The 16,464-nt window shown below is 67.0% G+C and carries 19 protein-coding genes; 15 read left to right on the plus strand and 4 right to left on the minus strand.

Annotation, left to right across the window (positions count from 1 at the left end):
• Positions 1–14: 14 nt before the first annotated feature.
• Together flgL and ASE52_RS23740 are read left to right on the plus strand one after the other, a co-directional pair.
• Positions 15–1,268 carry a flagellar hook-associated protein FlgL gene (flgL, locus tag ASE52_RS23735; RefSeq protein ID WP_010466115.1) on the plus strand — a complete coding sequence of 418 codons (1,254 nt, stop codon included), beginning with the start codon at positions 15–17 and terminating at the stop codon, positions 1,266–1,268.
• Between the two features lie 74 nt (positions 1,269–1,342).
• Entirely contained in the window at positions 1,343–2,578 is a 1,236-nt protein-coding gene (locus ASE52_RS23740; RefSeq protein ID WP_057229777.1) for an HDOD domain-containing protein, read from the plus strand.
• Positions 2,579–2,681: 103 nt separating this feature from the next.
• On the opposite strand, the gene ASE52_RS23745 is transcribed toward ASE52_RS23740, so the two are convergent.
• Complete coding sequence (locus ASE52_RS23745) at positions 2,682–4,172, minus strand: PLP-dependent aminotransferase family protein (RefSeq protein WP_010466119.1); 1,491 nt, start codon at positions 4,170–4,172, stop codon at positions 2,682–2,684.
• A 147-nt stretch (positions 4,173–4,319) separates the two neighbouring features.
• On the opposite strand from ASE52_RS23745, the gene ASE52_RS23750 reads away from it, so the two are divergent.
• The 12 genes from ASE52_RS23750 to ASE52_RS23805 all read left to right on the plus strand — a co-directional run bounded on the left by ASE52_RS23750 (position 4,320) and on the right by ASE52_RS23805 (position 13,606).
• Positions 4,320–4,934: a LysE family translocator gene (locus ASE52_RS23750; protein WP_010466121.1), complete on the plus strand. Its 615-nt coding sequence runs from the start codon at positions 4,320–4,322 to the stop codon at positions 4,932–4,934.
• Positions 4,931–5,845 carry a DMT family transporter gene (locus ASE52_RS23755; protein ID WP_057229779.1) on the plus strand — a complete coding sequence of 305 codons (915 nt, stop codon included), beginning with the start codon at positions 4,931–4,933 and terminating at the stop codon, positions 5,843–5,845. The genes ASE52_RS23750 and ASE52_RS23755 overlap by 4 nt, the downstream gene beginning before the upstream one ends.
• Positions 5,842–6,312, plus strand: a complete 471-nt coding sequence (locus ASE52_RS23760; protein ID WP_010466125.1) for a RidA family protein — start codon at positions 5,842–5,844, stop codon at positions 6,310–6,312. The genes ASE52_RS23755 and ASE52_RS23760 overlap by 4 nt, the downstream gene beginning before the upstream one ends.
• A gap of 5 nt (positions 6,313–6,317) precedes the next feature.
• Positions 6,318–6,647: a DHCW motif cupin fold protein gene (locus ASE52_RS23765; RefSeq protein ID WP_010466128.1), complete on the plus strand. Its 330-nt coding sequence runs from the start codon at positions 6,318–6,320 to the stop codon at positions 6,645–6,647.
• Between the two features lie 87 nt (positions 6,648–6,734).
• Complete coding sequence (locus ASE52_RS23770) at positions 6,735–7,946, plus strand: PLP-dependent aminotransferase family protein (RefSeq protein ID WP_010466129.1); 1,212 nt, start codon at positions 6,735–6,737, stop codon at positions 7,944–7,946.
• 3 nt (positions 7,947–7,949) lie between these two features.
• Entirely contained in the window at positions 7,950–8,576 is a 627-nt protein-coding gene (locus ASE52_RS23775) for a glutathione S-transferase (protein ID WP_010466131.1), read from the plus strand.
• Positions 8,577–8,584: 8 nt separating this feature from the next.
• Positions 8,585–9,448, plus strand: a complete 864-nt coding sequence (locus ASE52_RS23780) for a PhzF family phenazine biosynthesis protein (protein WP_010466133.1) — start codon at positions 8,585–8,587, stop codon at positions 9,446–9,448.
• A 177-nt stretch (positions 9,449–9,625) separates the two neighbouring features.
• On the plus strand, positions 9,626–10,501 hold the full coding sequence (locus tag ASE52_RS23785; RefSeq protein ID WP_057229781.1) for a PhzF family phenazine biosynthesis protein: 876 nt from the start codon (positions 9,626–9,628) through the stop codon (positions 10,499–10,501).
• Positions 10,502–10,512: 11 nt separating this feature from the next.
• Complete coding sequence (locus ASE52_RS23790; protein ID WP_057229783.1) at positions 10,513–11,211, plus strand: VOC family protein; 699 nt, start codon at positions 10,513–10,515, stop codon at positions 11,209–11,211.
• Between the two features lie 5 nt (positions 11,212–11,216).
• Positions 11,217–11,858 (plus strand): LysE family translocator, encoded by a 642-nt coding sequence (locus ASE52_RS23795; RefSeq protein WP_057229786.1) that lies wholly within the window; start codon positions 11,217–11,219, stop codon positions 11,856–11,858.
• Complete coding sequence (locus ASE52_RS23800) at positions 11,855–12,838, plus strand: threonine dehydratase (protein WP_057229788.1); 984 nt, start codon at positions 11,855–11,857, stop codon at positions 12,836–12,838. The genes ASE52_RS23795 and ASE52_RS23800 overlap by 4 nt, the downstream gene beginning before the upstream one ends.
• Positions 12,839–12,934: 96 nt before the next feature.
• Complete coding sequence (locus ASE52_RS23805; RefSeq protein WP_057229792.1) at positions 12,935–13,606, plus strand: histidine phosphatase family protein; 672 nt, start codon at positions 12,935–12,937, stop codon at positions 13,604–13,606.
• Between the two features lie 176 nt (positions 13,607–13,782).
• On the opposite strand, the gene ASE52_RS23810 is transcribed toward ASE52_RS23805, so the two are convergent.
• From ASE52_RS23810 to ASE52_RS23820, 3 genes are read right to left on the minus strand one after another with little or no spacing between them, the layout of a single operon-like run.
• A complete protein-coding gene (locus tag ASE52_RS23810) occupies positions 13,783–14,247 on the minus strand; it encodes a GNAT family N-acetyltransferase (RefSeq protein ID WP_057229794.1) in 465 nt (154 codons plus the stop codon).
• 34 nt (positions 14,248–14,281) lie between these two features.
• The gene (locus ASE52_RS23815; protein ID WP_057229797.1) at positions 14,282–15,142 is read right to left on the minus strand and encodes a creatininase family protein; all 861 of its coding nucleotides are present in this window, start codon (positions 15,140–15,142) and stop codon (positions 14,282–14,284) included.
• 31 nt (positions 15,143–15,173) lie between these two features.
• Entirely contained in the window at positions 15,174–15,533 is a 360-nt protein-coding gene (locus ASE52_RS23820) for a hypothetical protein (RefSeq protein WP_057229799.1), read from the minus strand.
• Positions 15,534–15,645: 112 nt separating this feature from the next.
• On the opposite strand from ASE52_RS23820, the gene ASE52_RS23825 reads away from it, so the two are divergent.
• Positions 15,646–16,407 (plus strand): alanyl-tRNA editing protein, encoded by a 762-nt coding sequence (locus tag ASE52_RS23825; RefSeq protein WP_057229802.1) that lies wholly within the window; start codon positions 15,646–15,648, stop codon positions 16,405–16,407.
• The last annotated feature ends 57 nt before the right edge of the window (positions 16,408–16,464 follow it).

Genomic DNA, 16,464 nt, shown 5'->3' on the forward strand with positions numbered 1-16,464 from the left:
GTTAGGAGTTCGACATGAGCAATAGCATCTACCGCCTTGGCACGGCCAACATGTATGACAACGCCCTGCGCAACCTGGGCACGCGCCAGACCAACCTGTCGAACCTGCAGGAGAACCTGACCTCGGGCAAACGCGTGGTGCGGGCCAGCGACGACCCCGTGTCGGCCGCACAGGCAGAACGCGCCATCAACCGGCTGGCGCGCGTCCAGACTGAGCAGCGCGCACTGGAAACCCAGCGCAACGCGATTGCCCAGGCCGAGTCTGCCCTGGGCGATGCGGTGGACCTGGTGCAGAACTTCCGCGAGCTGGTGGTGAACGCCGGCAGTGCGGCCCTGACGCCCAACGACCGCACCACCATCGCCAACCAATTGCAGGGTCTGCGCGAGCAGCTTCTGGAGGTGGCCAACCGCAAGGACACCAACGGCGTTCCGCTGCTCAGCTCCCTGGGCAGCGCGCTCGCACCGTTCCTCGGCCCCTTGAGCAGCAGCCCCGACTACACCTTCGAGGGGCTGCCCGGCCAGACAGCCAGCAGTGGCGTATCCATTCCCGGCGCGCTGGACGGCGAAGCCACCTTCATGTTCGATCCGCAGCGCGACGGGGTCTACACCGCAGGCGTCAGCGCCATCCCCTCCAGCCGCTTCCTCAACACCACGGCAGTCACCCCCGTGAACCCGAGCCTGGTGACCGGCGACAACTACACCATCACCTTCAGCGCGGTGGGCCCGGGCGCCACACCGGGCACGACCACCGCCACCTACACGCTCACCAACACCACCACCGGCGCCGTGTCGCCGGCCGTGGTGGTGCCCGACTATCCGTCGGACAAGCCGGTGACCATCTCCATCACCAGCATTCCGGGCCTGAGCTTCGACATCAAGGGCAACCCCGCCACCGGGGACGCCATCACCCTGCAGCCCAGCCCGAGCATGTTCAGCACCATGGACAACGCGATCCGCGACATCCGCAATGCCCCCGACAGCAATGCGGCGGCACAGGCGGTGGGGCAGGCCCTGGGCAACATGGACATCGGCCTGGAACGCATGCACAACATGCGCGGCTACGCGGGCGAGCTGCTCAACCGCGCGGACCGCATCACGGGCGACCAGGAAAAGCGGTCCATCCAGCTCGAAGGCGACCGCTCGCGGGCCGAGGATCTCGATATGATCCAGGGAATTTCAGACTTCCAGAACCAGCAGGTGGGCTATGAGGCAGCGCTCAAGTCCTATGCGCAGGTTCAGAAGCTGTCCCTGTTCAATTTCATTAGCTAGGACTTGCTCACGCGGTGATGGGGTGAGCCCCCCACGCCCCGGGAACAGGCCCCCGTCACATTGCCTGAGAGCACATGGTCCAATCTGTCCTTGGCAGCCTGATTCTGGGTTACCGCCCCTTGTGGAACCGCGCCCGCAAACTCGCGGCCATCCAGCTTTATGTGCACAGCGAGGCCTCGGCCCTGGTCGATACCGCCCACCTGCTGCGCACGCTGCAGGAGCTGTGGTCCGCCAGTTCCCCTCCGATCCTGCTGTCCCCCCAAAGCCACCAGCTGCTGTCCAACATGCTGGAGCATGCGCCGCGGGGTGCGCCGTGGATCGAGGTACGCGGCGACTGGTTGTCCGACTCGACCATTTACAAACACGTCAAGGCCGCCCACCAGCGGGGCCTGAAGCTCGTGTGGCGCGGCGAGCTGGGCCGGCTGCCCGAGCCCGACATTGCCCAGTGCTTTGACAACAGCCTGCTCACCCTGCGCCCCGAAGACGCCGTGGCAGCCCTGAAGGCGGCCCCTGCCACCCGCCCCGGCGGCGCTCCCCCGCAGCCAATACGCGCCACCAGCCCCGTGCTGGCCGGGCAGATGTACGAAGGCATCGCCAGCCGTGCGCTCATGGAGCATTGCCTGGACCAGCACAACGCACTGGCACTGGCGGGATGGCCGGCGGAAGACGTGCTCTACAGCCTGCGCCACCATCCCCAGCAGCCTTCGCACGCGGTGATCTTCAAGCTCATGAAGGCCATCGACGCAGAGCAGTCGCTGGAAACCTTTGAAGACATCATGGGCCAGGACCCAATCCTTGCTTACCGCTTCATGGTGTACACCAACTCTGCGGCCCTGGGCCTGCGCACGGGCATCGACTCGCTGCGCCGGGGCCTGGTGATGATGGGCTACGGCTCCATCAAGCGCTGGCTGTCCGACCAACTGCCCCATGCCAGCACCGACCCCAACATGCAGCCGGTGCGCGAGGCCATGGTGATGCGTGCCGAGCTCACCGCCCACCTGCTCGATGCGGGCGTCGAGAACGACCTGCGCCGCGAGATCTACCTGTGTGGTCTGGTTTCCCAGCTGGACGACCTGCTGGGCGAGCCGCTGGGCACCATCCTGCGCCGCCTGCCCCTGTCCGAGCGCATCTACGACGCCACGGTGCTGCGCACCGGCCCCTACACCGGCGGCCTGCAGATGGCCTGCGCGCTGGAGACGGACGACGCCAGCGCCATCCGCCAGCTTTGCGAAACCTACGAGCTGGACCTGGAAGAGGTCAATCGCGCCTTGCTGCGTGTGCTGGCCGATCTGGAAGTAGAGAGAAAGTAACCCCCCTGAGCCGCTCCGCGTCTGCTGGTTTGCGTTGTGCCAATTTCACTGGCTGCGCGACAGGCCTCCGTAAGCCCATTCGCAATAGCCCGATAGCCTGGGGTCACCGGCCCTGCTCTGCCCGCACACGCTCGAAAGTCTTCCAGAACTCCGCCTCTTGCGTGGTGGCAAAGTTGATGCGCATGAGGGTGCTGGGTTTGCGCTCTGCATGGAACAGCGCGCCGGGCGCCAGCAGGTAGCCTTCGTCCAGCATGCGCTGCGACAGCGCGTCGGTGTCCACCCCCGTCTCCACCCAGCCAAACAGGCCCACAGGCTCGGCCGCAAAGGTGCATCCGGCCCCCAGCGCCAGCTTCACACTGCGCGCACGCGCAGCATCGAGCCGCGTGCGGATGCGCTCGGCGTGGCGGCGCAGTTGGCCCTGTTCGATGCACAGGGCCAGGGCCTTTTCCAGCAGCGCGGGCGTGGTCAGCGTGGCCAGCAGCTTGGTGTCCAGCAATTGCTCCACCAGCGCAGGCGGTGCCGCCATGAAACCGATGCGCCAGTTGGGCGCAAGGATCTTGGCAAAGCCACTCACGTAGATGGTGCGCTGCAGGCCATCCAGCGCCGTGAGGCGCGTGGCGTGCTCGGGGGCAATGTGGCTGTAGGTGTCGTCCTCCACCACATGGAAGTTGTACTGGTTGGCCAGCTGCAAGATGCGGTGTGCGCTGCCCGGCGACAGGCAATAGCCCGTGGGGTTGTGGAACACGCTCACGCTCACGTAGAGCTTTGGCTGGTGCACCTCGCAGTATTTCGCCATGACCTCCAGGTCGGGCCCGTCGGCGCGGCGCGGCACGGGCAAGATGTGCATGCCAAGCGCCGCCAGCCGCGCAAACTCCACCGCCCAGCCGGGCTCCTCCACCATCACCGGGTCGCCCGGGCGCAGCAGCGTGCGGCTCACGATGTCGAGTGCGTGTGTGGCGCCCACGGTGGTGATGATGTTTTCGGGGGCCGCATGCACGTTCAGCGTGGCCAGCTTCTTGGACAGCACCCGGCGCAGCCCCGTGTCGCCCAGTGGCTCGCCGTACTGCAGTGAAAAATCATTCAGCGCGCGCGTGCTGGTCACCTTGCGCACCGCGGCGGGCATGAACGTGGACTCCAGCCAGGCGGGCGGAAACACCCCCATGCCGGGCTGCGGCTTGTCGCTGATCTTGTGGAACATGCCGCGGATCAGCGCTGTGGCATTGACCGGCGGCGCCCCCCGCGCAGCGCCGCGCCCGGCGCCACGGGCCGCAAACCAGTGCGCGGTGCTCCAGTTGCCCATGGCACGCTCGACCTCCTGGGCTCCCGTCTCGTCGTCCTCCGGCACCCGCTCCACCTGTCCTGTGGCCATCTCGCGCACAAAGAAGCCCCGATTCTTGCGCGCCTCCACCAGGCCCTGCGCCAGCAATTGGTCATACGCTGCCACCACAGTGGAAGGACTCACGCCATGCTGCTGCGCGCACTGCCGCACCGAAGGCAGGCGCGCGCCAGGTGCCAACAGCCGGTTGCGGATGCGCTCGCCAAAACGCGCCGACAGCTGCTCGGTCAGCGACTGGGTGGTGGTTTTCATCAGCATGGCCGTGTCCTTGTGTACTGTTATCGCAGCCAATACAGATCACGAACTGCGCTGCTTAACTGTATTGATTGTGTACTGGCATCGAAGATTACATTGAAGCCCAGGCGCTGACAAGCCACCCGCCAAAAAGCCCGGAAACACCTGCCCATGACCGCCCCCGAACTGACTGCCCTGCTGCTGTTCTGCACCGCGATGAGTTTTTCGCCGGGGCCCAACACCACCTTGTCCACTGCACTGGCCGCGAACCTGGGTCTCAAGCGCGCGCTGCGCTTTTGCTTCGCGGTGCCCACGGGCTGGACACTGCTCATGCTGGGCAGCGGCCTGGGCCTGGGCGCCCTGATCACCGGCGTGCCCGCGCTGCGCTGGGCCGTGACGCTGCTGGGCGTGGCCTACATGCTCTGGCTGGCCTGGAAGCTCAGCCGCGCAGGCCAGATGACCGAGGTCGACACCACGCGCCTGAACGTGACCTTCTGGCAAGGCGTGGGCCTGCAGTTCGTGAACATCAAGGCCTGGATGCTGGCGCTCACGCTCAGCGCAGGCTGGGTGGTCAACGCCGCAGGCCAGCCCTCGACCAATCCGGGCGAGCGTCTCGCCATCATCTGTGGGGTGATGATGGTGTTTGCCTTCACCAGCAACTTTGCCTACGCGCTCATCGGCTCGCTGCTGCGCCAGTGGCTGGCGCAGGGCCAGCGCCTGCTCTGGTTCAACCGCGCACTGGCCCTGGTGCTCGTCGCCACCGCCCTCTGGATGCTTTCCCTATGAACAACGCACAAGAACGCGAAGCGCTGATCTGGGGGCTGGTGGGCGTCACCTTGTTTGCGGCCACCCTGCCGATGACCCGCCTTGCCGTGGGGCCCACCGACGCGCCGCAGCTGTCGCCCTGGTTTGTCACGTTCGGCCGCGCTGCCGTGGCAGGGCTGCTGTCCATCGCCTACCTGTGGCTGCAGCATGTGCGCGGGCGCCTCAACCTTCCACGGAAAGCCGAATGGCCGCTGCTGGCCATCACGGCCTTTGGCGTGATCGTGGGGTTTCCGCTGTTTCTGGCCCTCGCGCTGCGCCATGTGCCCAGCACCCATGGGGCCGTGGTCACCGCCTTGCTGCCACTGTCCACCGCCCTGTTGGGCGCACTGTGGTTCCGGCAACGGCCCTCCGCCGGTTTCTGGGCCTGCGCCGTGCTGGGCAGCGGCCTGGTACTGGGGTTCATGGTGTGGCGTGCGGGTGGCGTCTACCTGGGCGCAGCCAACATCTACCTGCTCATTGCCATGACCACGGGCGCGTTCGGCTACATCGGCGGCGCCCGCCTCACGCCGAGGCTGGGGGCCGAGCAGGTCATCTGCTGGGTCCTGGTGTGTTCCCTGCCACTGACCATTCCCATCGCCTGGTGGTTTGCACCCGCCGTGCCCTCGGCCATCGGCGGCATGAGCTGGCTGGGCTTTGTCTATGTGGCGCTGTTCTCGATGTGGATCGGCTTCTTTGCCTGGTACCGGGCGCTGGCACTGGGTGCCGTGCGCGTAAGCCAGATCCAGCTGATCCAGCCCTTCCTGAGCCTGCTTTTTGCCGTGCCGCTGCTCGGAGAGCGCCTGGATACCGTCACGGTGGTGTTTGCACTGGCCGTGATCGCCACCGTATTTGTGGGCAAGAAGATGCCCGTTCACCAAGGAGCCCCCGCATGACCCCCATCGCCCCGGAACAACGCCTGCAGCAACTGGGCCTGGTATTGCCCGCCGTGACCGCACCCCGTGGCAACTTTGACGCCTATGTGCTCGACGGCGACACGCTGTACCTGTCGGGCAAGGGCTCTCCCACCCGCGAAGACATGGCCAACGTGCCCAAGGTGGGGCGCGAAATCAGCGCCGCGCAAGCCAGGGACCATGCCCGCGAGGTGGGACTGCACCTGATCGCGACGATGAAGGCTGCACTGGGCGACCTGTCGCGCGTGCGCCGCGTCGTGAAGGTCCTGGGCATGGTCAACGCCACCCCCGACTTCATGCAGCACACCGAGGTCATCAACGGCTGCTCCGACCTGCTGGTCGAGGTGTTCGGCGATGCGGGGCGGCATGCGCGCTCGGCCGTGGGCGTGGGCTCGCTGCCGCGCGGTTTCGCGGTGGAGATCGAAGCGGTGGTTTCCTTGAAGGACTGACATTCATGCAAATACACCACATCCCGTTTGCCACCACCGACTGGTCTGGCATTCCGCGCGAAGAAAAAAGCGCAGAGGCCGGCCAGGCCTTCTGGCGCACGCAACAGTTCGGCGACGTGCGCGTGCGCATGGTGGAGTACACACCGGGCTACGTGTCGGACCACTGGTGCGTCAAGGGCCACGTGCTGCTGTGCCTGGGCGGAGAATTGCACACCGAGCTGGCCGACGGCCGCCGGTTCACGCTGACGCCGGGCATGAGCTACCAGGTGGCCGACAATGCAGAACCCCATCGGTCCACATCCCCACAGGGTGCCACCTTGTTCATCGTGGACTGACAGAGCGCCCGGCACGGCCCGCGCATTCCGATTTTTTAGACTTTGCAACAGGGTGGTCATTTGCGAACCGCCCACAGGAGAACGAGAGTGAAACTGAACGACCTCCCACAGACCAGCACCTGGACCCTGGCACGCCGCGCCGAGCGCATGAACCCTTCGGTCATCCGCGAAATCCTGAAGGTCACGGAAAAGCCCGGCATCATCAGCCTGGCGGGTGGCCTGCCCTCACCCAAGACCTTCCCGGTGTCGGCCTTCGCCGAAGCTTCCGCCGCCGTGCTGGCCAATGATGGCCCAGCTGCACTGCAATACGCCGCCAGCGAAGGCTATGCCCCGCTGCGCCAGGCCATCGCCGACTTCCTGCCTTGGAGCGTGGACCCCGAGCAGATTCTCATCACCACCGGCTCGCAGCAAGCCCTGGACCTGATCGCCAAGGTGCTGATCGACACGGACAGCCGCGTGCTGGTGGAAACACCCACCTACCTGGGCGCGCTGCAGGCCTTCACGCCCATGGAGCCTGCCGTGGTGTCCGTGGCCAGCGATGATGAAGGCGTTCTGATTGACGACCTGAAGGCCAAGGTGGGCACGGGTGCCAACAAGGCGCGCTTCCTGTACGTGCTGCCCAACTTCCAGAACCCCACGGGCCGCACCATGAGCGAAGCCCGCCGAGCCGCCCTGGTGCAGGCTGCCGCCGAACTGAACCTGCCGCTGGTAGAGGACAACCCCTACGGCGACCTGTGGTTCGACAACCCACCACCCGCCCCGCTCACCGCCCGCAACCCCGATGGCTGCATCTACATGGGCTCGTTCTCCAAGGTGCTGGCCCCCGGGCTGCGCCTGGGCTTCGTCGTGGCGCCCAAGGCGGTGTACCCCAAGCTGCTGCAGGCCAAGCAGGCGGCCGACCTGCACACCCCCGGCTACAACCAGCGCCTGGTGGCCGAGGTGATGAAGGGCAACTTCCTGGACCGCCATGTGCCCACCATCCGCGCGCTGTACAAGCAGCAGTGCGAGGCCATGCTGGCGGCACTCGACAAGGAAATGCAGGGCCTCTCCGTGCAATGGAACCGCCCCGACGGCGGCATGTTCCTGTGGGTGCGCCTGCCCGAAGGCATGAGTGCCGTCGAACTGCTGCCCAAGGCCGTGGAGCGCAACGTGGCCTTCGTGCCCGGCGCGGCCTTCTATGCCGACAACGCCGACCCGCGCACGCTGCGCCTGTCGTTCGTGACCTCCAGCGTGGAGCAGATCGCGACCGGCATCGCGGCACTGGCCGCTTCGATACGCGATGAGCAGAACAAAGGCTGATCCATGCTGAGGCTCTGGGGGCGCCTGTCGTCCATCAATGTGCGCAAGGTGGTGTGGACAGCGCAGGAGCTGGGCATCACGCTGCAGCGCACCGACGCGGGCGGCCAGTACGGCATCGTGCGCGAGGCACACTACCTCGGCCTCAACCCCAACGGCCTGGTGCCGCTGATTGAGGATGAGGATACGGACACCGTGCTGTGGGAATCCAACCCCATCGTGCGCTACCTGTGTGCCCGGCATTCCATGGGTGCGCTGTACCCCGACGCATTGCGCGAGCGCTTTGTGGCCGAGCAGTGGATGGACTGGCAGCAGACCACCCTGAACCCGGCCGGGCGCGATGCCTTTGTTCAGTGGATACGCACGCCCCCAGCCCAGCGCAACGATGCGCTGATTGCCGCGTCGGTGGCGGCCACCGAGCCCCTGCTGGCAATGCTGGACGCCCACCTGGCGCGCCAGCCCTTCATGGCGGGGGAGCAGTTCACCATGGCCGACATTCCCGTGGGCTGCGAGATCCACCGCTGGTGGGGCCTGCCGCAGGACCGCATCGCACGGCCGCACCTGGAGCGGTGGTACAACGCGGTCAGCACCCGCCCCGGCGCTCGGGGCGTATTGGACCAGCCTCTCTCCTGAACCTCACCATGCACCAGCGCCCCTTCAAGCAGATCGACGTCTTCAGCGACCGCCCCGGCTACGGCAACCCCGTGGCCGTGGTGCTGGATGCCGAGGGTTTGAACGACAGCGACATGCGCCGTTTTGCGGCCTGGACCAACCTGTCGGAAACCACCTTTCTGCTGCCCCCCACCGAGGCAGGGCACGCTGCGGGCGCCGACTACCGCCTGCGCATCTTCAGCCCCAACGGCGAGCTGCCTTTTGCCGGCCACCCCACGCTGGGCACCTGCCACGCGTGGCTGCAGGCGGGCAACACACCGCGCCAGAGCGGCATGGTGATCCAGGAGTGCGCGCTGGGTTTGGTGCGTATCGCGCAGACCGATGACACGCTGGCCTTTGCCGCCCCGCCCCTCAAGCGCAGCGCGCCCAGCCCCGCCCTGGTGCCGCTGATTGCGAGCGCGCTGGGCCTGCGCCCCCAGCAGATCCTGGGTGCGCAACTGCTGGACAATGGCCCCGTGTGGCTGGGCCTGCTGCTCGACAGCGCGGACACCGTGCTCGGCTTGCGCCCGGACCACGCGCGCCTGAAAGACCTGGGCCAGGACGTGGGCGTGATCCATGTCGGCCCCACTGCCAGCGACACCACCCAGCCCGGCGTGGTGGTGCGTGCCTTTGCCGCCCCCATGGGCAACCCCGAAGACCCGGTCACCGGCACCCTCAACGCCAGCCTGGCCGAATGGCTGATTGCCGACGGCCTGGCCCCGCACAGCTACTTGGTGGCCCAGGGCGAATGCCTGGGCCGCGCGGGCCGCGTGCACATCCGGCAGGACAACGACCACCAGCTCTGGGTGGGCGGGCGCGCCGTCACCTGCATTGAAGGCTCGGTGCTGCTATGAGCTGGTCCAAAACCCCGCGCCCCAGCGGCTGACCTCCACACCGGCGGACTCCTTCCCCCAGGTGCCCACCGAACACAAGCCAAAGAACCCCAGGCCCCCGGTCAGCCCCCGGCGTGCCCAGCTCGACCGATCCACCGCCCGTTTCACCGCTTTTTTGCTTCAAGGACCCTGACCACCATGCAACAACGCCCCTTCAAACAAGTCGATGTTTTCACCGCCCAGGCCTACCGGGGCAACCCACTGGCTGTGGTGCTGGACGGCACGGGCCTGTCCACCGAAACCATGCAGGAGTTCACGAACTGGACCAACCTGTCAGAAGCCACCTTCTTGCTCCCACCCACCTCGCAAGGCCGCGCCGCCGGTGCCGACTACCGTGTGCGTATCTTCTGCCCTGGGCGCGAGCTGCCCTTTGCCGGCCACCCCACGCTGGGCAGCTGCCACGCCTGGCTGCAGGCCGGGGGCCAGCCCCAGGTGGCCGGCAAGGTGGTGCAGGAATGCGGCGTGGGCCTGGTCGCGCTGCGCCAGGACGGCGACCGCCTGGCTTTTGCCGCGCCTGCGTTGATCAAAAGCGGCCCGCTGGCGGAAGAGGACGTGGCCTTGATTGCCCGGGGTCTGGGGGTGGACCGCAGCGACATCCTGCACCACGCCTGGTGCGACAACGGCCCCAACTGGCGCGGTGTGATGCTGCGCAGCGGCGAACAGGTGCTGGCGCTCAAGCCCGACGCCAGCATCCTGGGCCAGCTGGATGTGGGCGTGGTCGGACCGCGCGGAAAGGTCGGTGTCGTCGGCAGCACCGACGCCGAAGGCATCGCCTTTGAAGTGCGCGCCTTTTTCCCCGGCAACAACGGCCTGGCCGAAGACCCCGTCACCGGCAGCCTGAACGCCGCGCTGGCCCAGTGGCTCATCGGCGCGGGCCTGGCCCCCACAAAATACGTGGCCAGCCAGGGCACCTGCCTGGGCCGCGCCGGGCGCGTCTATGTGGAGCAGGACGGCGACACGATCTGGGTGGGCGGCAGTTCGGTCACCTGCGTGTCGGGCGAGGTGCTGCTGTGACAGCGAGCCCCTTGGCCCCGTGCGTAGACCATCTGGTCGTGTTGGCCGCCGACCTGGCCAGCGGCGTAGCCTGGTGCGAACGCACGCTGGGCATCACCCCCACAGCGGGCGGTGAACACCCTCTGATGGGCACGCACAACCGCATCTTCAATGTCTCCGGCCCCACCCACCCGCGCGTCTACCTGGAGATCATTGCTATCAACAAGGGAGCTGTTCCCGCAATACCAGAAAGCGCCAGCCGCTGGTTTGATATGGATGATGCTGTCTTGCGACAACAGGTGGCACAACACGGCCCACAGCTCATCCACTGGGTGGCCAGCGTGCCCGACGTGGCCGAGCGGTGTGCCGCGCTGGCGGCGCGGGGCATCGAGCGCGGCGCCGTCATCACCGCCAGCCGCCCCACGCCGAATGGCCTGCTGCAATGGCAGATCACCGTGCGCGACGACGGCCTGCGCCTCATGGACGGCTGCCTGCCCACCCTCATCCAGTGGGGCGACGTGCACCCGTGCAGCAGCCTGCCCGCCAGTGGTGTGCAACTGCAGCAGCTCGCGCTGCAGCATCCGCAGGCCGCCACGCTGCAGACCGCGTGCGAAGCCGTGGGGGTAGCAAACTCCGTCGCCATCACACCCGGCAACACGCCCCGGCTCACCGCGCAGCTCAGCACGCCACGGGGCCCGGTCACCCTCTCGTCGTTCACCCCCCAGGAGTAACCGCCATGCTTTTCTCTGTACAGGAACTGCTGCTCTTCGCACTCGCCGCCCTCGTGCTGGTGCTCACGCCCGGCCCCAACATGGTGTACTGCGTCTCGCGCAGCCTCACCCAGGGGCCGCGTGCCGGGCTCATCTCGCTGACCGGGGTGGTGCTGGGTTTTGTCGTGCACCTGCTGGCGGCTGCCCTGGGCCTGACGGCGCTGCTGGCCGCCGTGCCGTTGGCCTTCGACGCCATCCGCTACGCCGGTGCCGCGTATCTGCTGTGGATGGCATGGCAGGCCGTCAAACCCGGCGGCAACGCGCCGTTCGAAGCCCGCAACCTGCCGCACGACAGCCCGCGCACGCTGTTCCTCATGGGCTTCATGACCAACCTCTTGAACCCCAAGGTGGCGATGTTCTACCTGTCGTTCTTCCCCCAGTTCCTCCACCCCGAGCGCGGCCAGTTGCTGCTGCAGAGCCTGACGCTGGGTGCCGTGCAGATCACCACCAGCGCAGCCGTCAACACGCTGCTCATCCTGTGCGCCGCCCGCGTGGCGCTGTTCCTGAACCGCAACGCCGCATGGATGCGCGCCCAGCGCTATTTCATGGGCACCGTCCTGGGTCTGCTGGCCCTGCGCCTCCTCACCGAAAAGAAAGCCGCCGCATGAACACCCGCCTCGACCCCACCGCCCTGCTGCCCACCCTGGCCGACATCGAAGCCGCTGCCGAGGTGGTGTACCGCGACTTCGCCGCCACGCCCCAGTACCGCTGGGGCCTGCTCAGCCAGCGCCTGGGCACCGACTGCTGGCTCAAGCACGAAAACCACACGCCCGTGGGCGCCTTCAAGATTCGCGGTGGCTTGACTTACTTCGACCAGCTCGCCCAGCGCGGCGCACTGCCCTCTGAGGTCATCAGCGCCACACGCGGCAACCACGGCCAGAGCATGGGCTGGGCCGCGCGCCGCCACGGCGTAGCCTGCACCATCGTCGTACCGCGTGGCAACTCGGTCGAGAAGAACGCCGCCATGCGCGCGCTGGGCGTCACCCTCATCGAACACGGCGACGACTTTCAGGAAGCGCGTGAACACGCCATCCAACTCGCTGCCCAGCGCGGCGCCCACATGGTGCCCAGCTTTCACCCCGACCTGCTGCGTGGCGTGAGCACCTACTGGTGGGAGTTTTTGCGCGCCGTACCGCAGCTCGATGTGGTGTATGTGCCCATCGGCCAGGGCTCGGGCGCGTGCTCGGCCATCGCCGCTAAGCTGGCGCTGCAGCACTCCTTGCGCGTGGTGGGCGTGGTCAGCAGCCACGCCACCACCTATGCCGATTCGCTGGCGGCAGGCCGCGTGGTCGAGGCGCCCGTCACCACCCAACTCGCCGACGGCATGGCCTGCCGCGTGGCAGACCCCGAAGCCCTGGCCGTGATGGCCCCGCACATCGACCACATCGTGCAGGTGAGCGATGCCGAAGTGGCCGCCGCCATGCGCGCCTTGTTCACCGACACGCACAACGTGGCCGAGGGCGCAGGCGCTGCCGCGCTGGCGGCGGCGCTGCAGGAGCGCGACCAGCTCAAGGGCTTGCACGTGGGCCTGGCGTTGACGGGTGGCAACGTCGATGCGCCCATGTTCAGCAGCGTTCTGGCGGGCTGATCCCGTTGCACACACAAGCTACCACGCTATTCATTCAGTAGCATTGGTCGCTTGCGTGACAAGCGCCAGGGCCCTGTTTTGGCCACAATCCGCCGCATGGGAACCCTCTACCTCGTGCGCCATGGCCAGGCCTCGTTTGGCGCAGATGACTATGACGTGCTCAGCGCCCGGGGCCGCGAACAGGCCGTGCGCCTGGGCGAATACTGGCGAGCGCGGGGGATGGCGTTCGACGCCGTCGTCACCGGCACGCTGCGCCGCCACACGCAAACGCTGGAAGGCATCGCCGAAGGCCTGCAGACCACGCACGAAGTGCTGCAATTGCCAGGCCTCAACGAATACGACAGCCACGCACTCATCGCGGCCATTCACCCCCAGCCCCTGGGCCCGGCCGACACGCCAGAGCGCTACCGCGCGCACTTTCGCATCCTGTGCGACGCGCTGGCGCAGTGGATGGCGGGCGTCATCAGCCCCCAGGGCATGCCCAGCTGGAACGAATTTTCAGCCGGTGTGCGCAGCGCGCTGGACCATGTGCGCCACCACCACGCGGGCCACAACGTGTTGCTGGTGAGCAGCGGCGGCCCCATCTCCACGGCCGTGGGCGAGGTGCTGGGCACCGCACCCGAGGTGACGATTGCGCTGAACATGCGCATCCGCAACAGCGCGGTGACGGAGTTCTCGATTGCGCCCAAGCGGCTGATGCTGCAGACGTTCAACACCCTGCCGCATTTGAATGAGCTGGAGCATGCGGGATGGGTGACACATGCTTGACGCCTGAGGCCGGAATTTTGGGTATTTTTTGGCTTCTAGCGCTTATTGGCAAAGCGCAAAAAGCTATTTAATTTATAGCAAACTGACATGCCTTCCCCCAACTGGGCCAGGCAGCAGCACCGCGACCCCAGGCCGCTCTCACACCGGAACCTGTGTGGGGAGGCGTTACCGCCCCTCTACAAATCCAGCGCCAGAAACCGGGTTCCCGGCACCGGGTTGAAGCTCACGGGCTCTGCCGTGACAAAGCCCAAGGATTCATAGAGCCTTTGGGCCGCGACAAACTCGGGAAGCACGTCCAGGCACATGCGCCGGTAGCCGGCCTGGCGAGCAACGCGCAGCATCTCTTCGACCAGTTGTCGCCCCAAGTCCATTCCCCGGGCTGCTGGCCGCACATACACACGCTTCAACTCGCAGGTGCCGCCCTCCACGCGGCGCAGGGCCGCACAGCCCACCACACGGCCCTCGACGACGGCCAGCAGAACACCGCCATCGGGCTCCGCGTACTTGCCGGGCAGCTCCGCGAACTCCTGCTCATAGTCCTGAAAATCGAGATTGGCGGTCGGACTCAGGACGTACTCGCGAAAGATCGCGGTGACTGCGGGGAGATCGTCGGGGAAGATGGCGCGCCGGATCGTGGTCATGCGGGGACGGACGGGAGGAGTTGCGCAAATGCGCTCATTCGGTCTCGGGGCGCACAGTCTGCAACGGCAGGTGCACCAGCTCCTGCAGCAGCGCCACCAATTGCCCTGCCGCAGCGTCCACCACCGCCCGCCCTTTGTCGGCCGTGGCTCCAGCCGCATTGCCCACTGCACCGGCCGGGTGGTAGTCCTGCATCTGCCAGCCCAGCTTGGCGCTTTTGCCGTTGCCCAGAATGGCGTAGCGCTCCGACCGGTCCTGCGACGTGGAGCGGAAATCCCGCGCATGCTCCATGTGCACCGTGCCGGGTGCCAAGTGCAGCATCATCGAGGTCTCGATCTCGCCCGCGTGGATGCCAAAGCGGTGCTCCTGGGCGCTGAACTGGCCCGCCACCGCCTCGGGCAGCGGCAGGCTGAACCAGCTGGCGCTGTAGACGATCAGGTCGCAGCGCGTGCGCAGCTCGCGCGCGACGATGTCCATCACGCTGACCTGGCCGCCGTGGCCGTTGAACAGCAGCAGCTTTTTGACGCCCGCGCGGGCCACACACTCGCCAATCTCCGTCCACAGCGCGATCACGGTGGCGGGCGAGAGCGTGAGCGTGCCCGGAAAGCGGATGTGCTCCGGGCTCAGGCCCACGTTCTGCGGGGGCAAAAAGAGCACGGGCAGGTCGGCGGTCATTTGCGGCAGCGCGGCATCGATCACACCCTGCAGCAAGGTGGCATCCACCGACAGCGGAAGGTGCGGGCCATGCTGTTCGACGGCCGCCACCGGCAACACGGCGACCACCTGATCGGCCTGGCCGCTGTGCTGCAGCGCGGCAAAGTCGCGGGTGGACAGGTCTGCCCAGAAGCGCGAGGGCAAGGAGAGTGGTGCAGATTGGGGCGCGGCGGCAGCGGTCATGCCGCGATGTTAGGGCCTGTTCCGGGCCGCGTCACTTCAGCGCCATCTTGCCCAGCCAGACCAGCAGGTGTGCCACGCCCATCACCAGCAGAGCGGTGGATGCCAACCCACTGGCCCAGCTGCCCAGGCCACGGCGGCGCTGCCAGGCGCGTACCACCAGAGCCACCACCCAGCCCACCGCTGCCAGCCCGGCCCACAGCATCCACAACAGGCCCACGCCCAGGCAGCCAAAGCTCTCGCAGTACAGCGAGAAGGTGTAGTAGGACAGGCCCCCCAATGCCACGCAAAGCCCCAGCAACAGCACGTCCAGCGTGCGCGAGGCCCACACCGCCCTGCGCGAAAGCGGGGCCGAAGAAGACGACTGTGGCGATGAGGGCAAGGGCGTGTTCATGAAAAACCGAAGGTGAAGCGGCGCGGGATGATGCGTGGCAGAAACCCCTGCAGCCCAGCATAGCGCCCGCCTCACCGCCGCGCGCCGCCGCCCATCCCGCTACCATCACCGCATGACCCAAGACCTCTTCCGCCAAGACGCCTACCTGCGCGAATGCAGCGCCCACATCACCGCCGTCACCGATACCGGCATCGTGCTGGACCAGACCGTGTTCTACCCCCTGGGCGGCGGCCAGGCCGGTGACAGCGGCGTGCTGGTGCTGGCCGACGGCACCGAGATCGCCATCGCCGACACCCGCAAGGGCAAGGACGCCGAAGGCAACCCCACCAGCGACATCGTGCACATCCCCGCCCCCGGGCAGGAAGACCGCGTGGCGCAGCTGGCCCAACAGGCACCAGGCACCGCCGTCACGGCCCGCATCGACTGGGAGCGCCGCCACCGCATGATGCGGCTGCACACCACCAGCCACCTGCTGTGCCATGTGGTGCCGCAGCTGGTCAACGGCTGCTCCATCACGCCCGACTACGCTCGGCTGGACTTTGCGATGACCGACCCGCTGGACAAGGAGCAGCTGACCGCCGCCATCGCCACCCTGGTGGCCGCTGCGCACCCGCTCACCGTGGCATCGATCAGCGACGAAGAACTGGACGCCAACCCCGCGCTGGTCAAAAGCATGAGCGTGCAGCCCCCGCGCGGCACCGGGCGCATCCGCACCATCCGCATCGGTGGCGAAGACAACGCGCCGCTGATCGACCTGCAGCCCTGTGGCGGCACGCATGTGGCCAACACGTCGGAGATCGGCGCCATCGTAGTGACCAAAATCGAGAAAAAGAGCGCAACGACTCGACGGGTGGTACTGGGCTTTGCTCAGTGAGCGCAGCGACGAGCACGCCCCTCAAATGTCAACAATCTTGAGCCGCCGCAGCCCCCG

The organism is Acidovorax sp. Root275, assembly GCF_001428965.1.
Classification (GTDB): domain Bacteria; phylum Pseudomonadota; class Gammaproteobacteria; order Burkholderiales; family Burkholderiaceae_C; genus Acidovorax; species Acidovorax radicis.

Coding starts and splice junctions, on each gene's coding strand:
- ASE52_RS23805 (WP_057229792.1), top strand. CDS start 12,935: ATGGGAACCCTCTACCTCGTGCGCCATGGCCAGGCCTCGTTTGGCGCA.
- ASE52_RS23820 (WP_057229799.1), bottom strand. CDS start 15,533: ATGAACACGCCCTTGCCCTCATCGCCACAGTCGTCTTCTTCGGCCCCG.
- ASE52_RS23810 (WP_057229794.1), bottom strand. CDS start 14,247: ATGACCACGATCCGGCGCGCCATCTTCCCCGACGATCTCCCCGCAGTC.
- ASE52_RS23800 (WP_057229788.1), top strand. CDS start 11,855: ATGAACACCCGCCTCGACCCCACCGCCCTGCTGCCCACCCTGGCCGAC.
- ASE52_RS23795 (WP_057229786.1), top strand. CDS start 11,217: ATGCTTTTCTCTGTACAGGAACTGCTGCTCTTCGCACTCGCCGCCCTC.
- ASE52_RS23760 (WP_010466125.1), top strand. CDS start 5,842: ATGACCCCCATCGCCCCGGAACAACGCCTGCAGCAACTGGGCCTGGTA.
- ASE52_RS23815 (WP_057229797.1), bottom strand. CDS start 15,142: ATGACCGCTGCCGCCGCGCCCCAATCTGCACCACTCTCCTTGCCCTCG.
- ASE52_RS23765 (WP_010466128.1), top strand. CDS start 6,318: ATGCAAATACACCACATCCCGTTTGCCACCACCGACTGGTCTGGCATT.
- ASE52_RS23775 (WP_010466131.1), top strand. CDS start 7,950: ATGCTGAGGCTCTGGGGGCGCCTGTCGTCCATCAATGTGCGCAAGGTG.
- ASE52_RS23785 (WP_057229781.1), top strand. CDS start 9,626: ATGCAACAACGCCCCTTCAAACAAGTCGATGTTTTCACCGCCCAGGCC.
- ASE52_RS23780 (WP_010466133.1), top strand. CDS start 8,585: ATGCACCAGCGCCCCTTCAAGCAGATCGACGTCTTCAGCGACCGCCCC.
- ASE52_RS23755 (WP_057229779.1), top strand. CDS start 4,931: ATGAACAACGCACAAGAACGCGAAGCGCTGATCTGGGGGCTGGTGGGC.
- ASE52_RS23745 (WP_010466119.1), bottom strand. CDS start 4,172: ATGCTGATGAAAACCACCACCCAGTCGCTGACCGAGCAGCTGTCGGCG.
- ASE52_RS23825 (WP_057229802.1), top strand. CDS start 15,646: ATGACCCAAGACCTCTTCCGCCAAGACGCCTACCTGCGCGAATGCAGC.
- ASE52_RS23750 (WP_010466121.1), top strand. CDS start 4,320: ATGACCGCCCCCGAACTGACTGCCCTGCTGCTGTTCTGCACCGCGATG.
- ASE52_RS23740 (WP_057229777.1), top strand. CDS start 1,343: ATGGTCCAATCTGTCCTTGGCAGCCTGATTCTGGGTTACCGCCCCTTG.
- flgL (WP_010466115.1), top strand. CDS start 15: ATGAGCAATAGCATCTACCGCCTTGGCACGGCCAACATGTATGACAAC.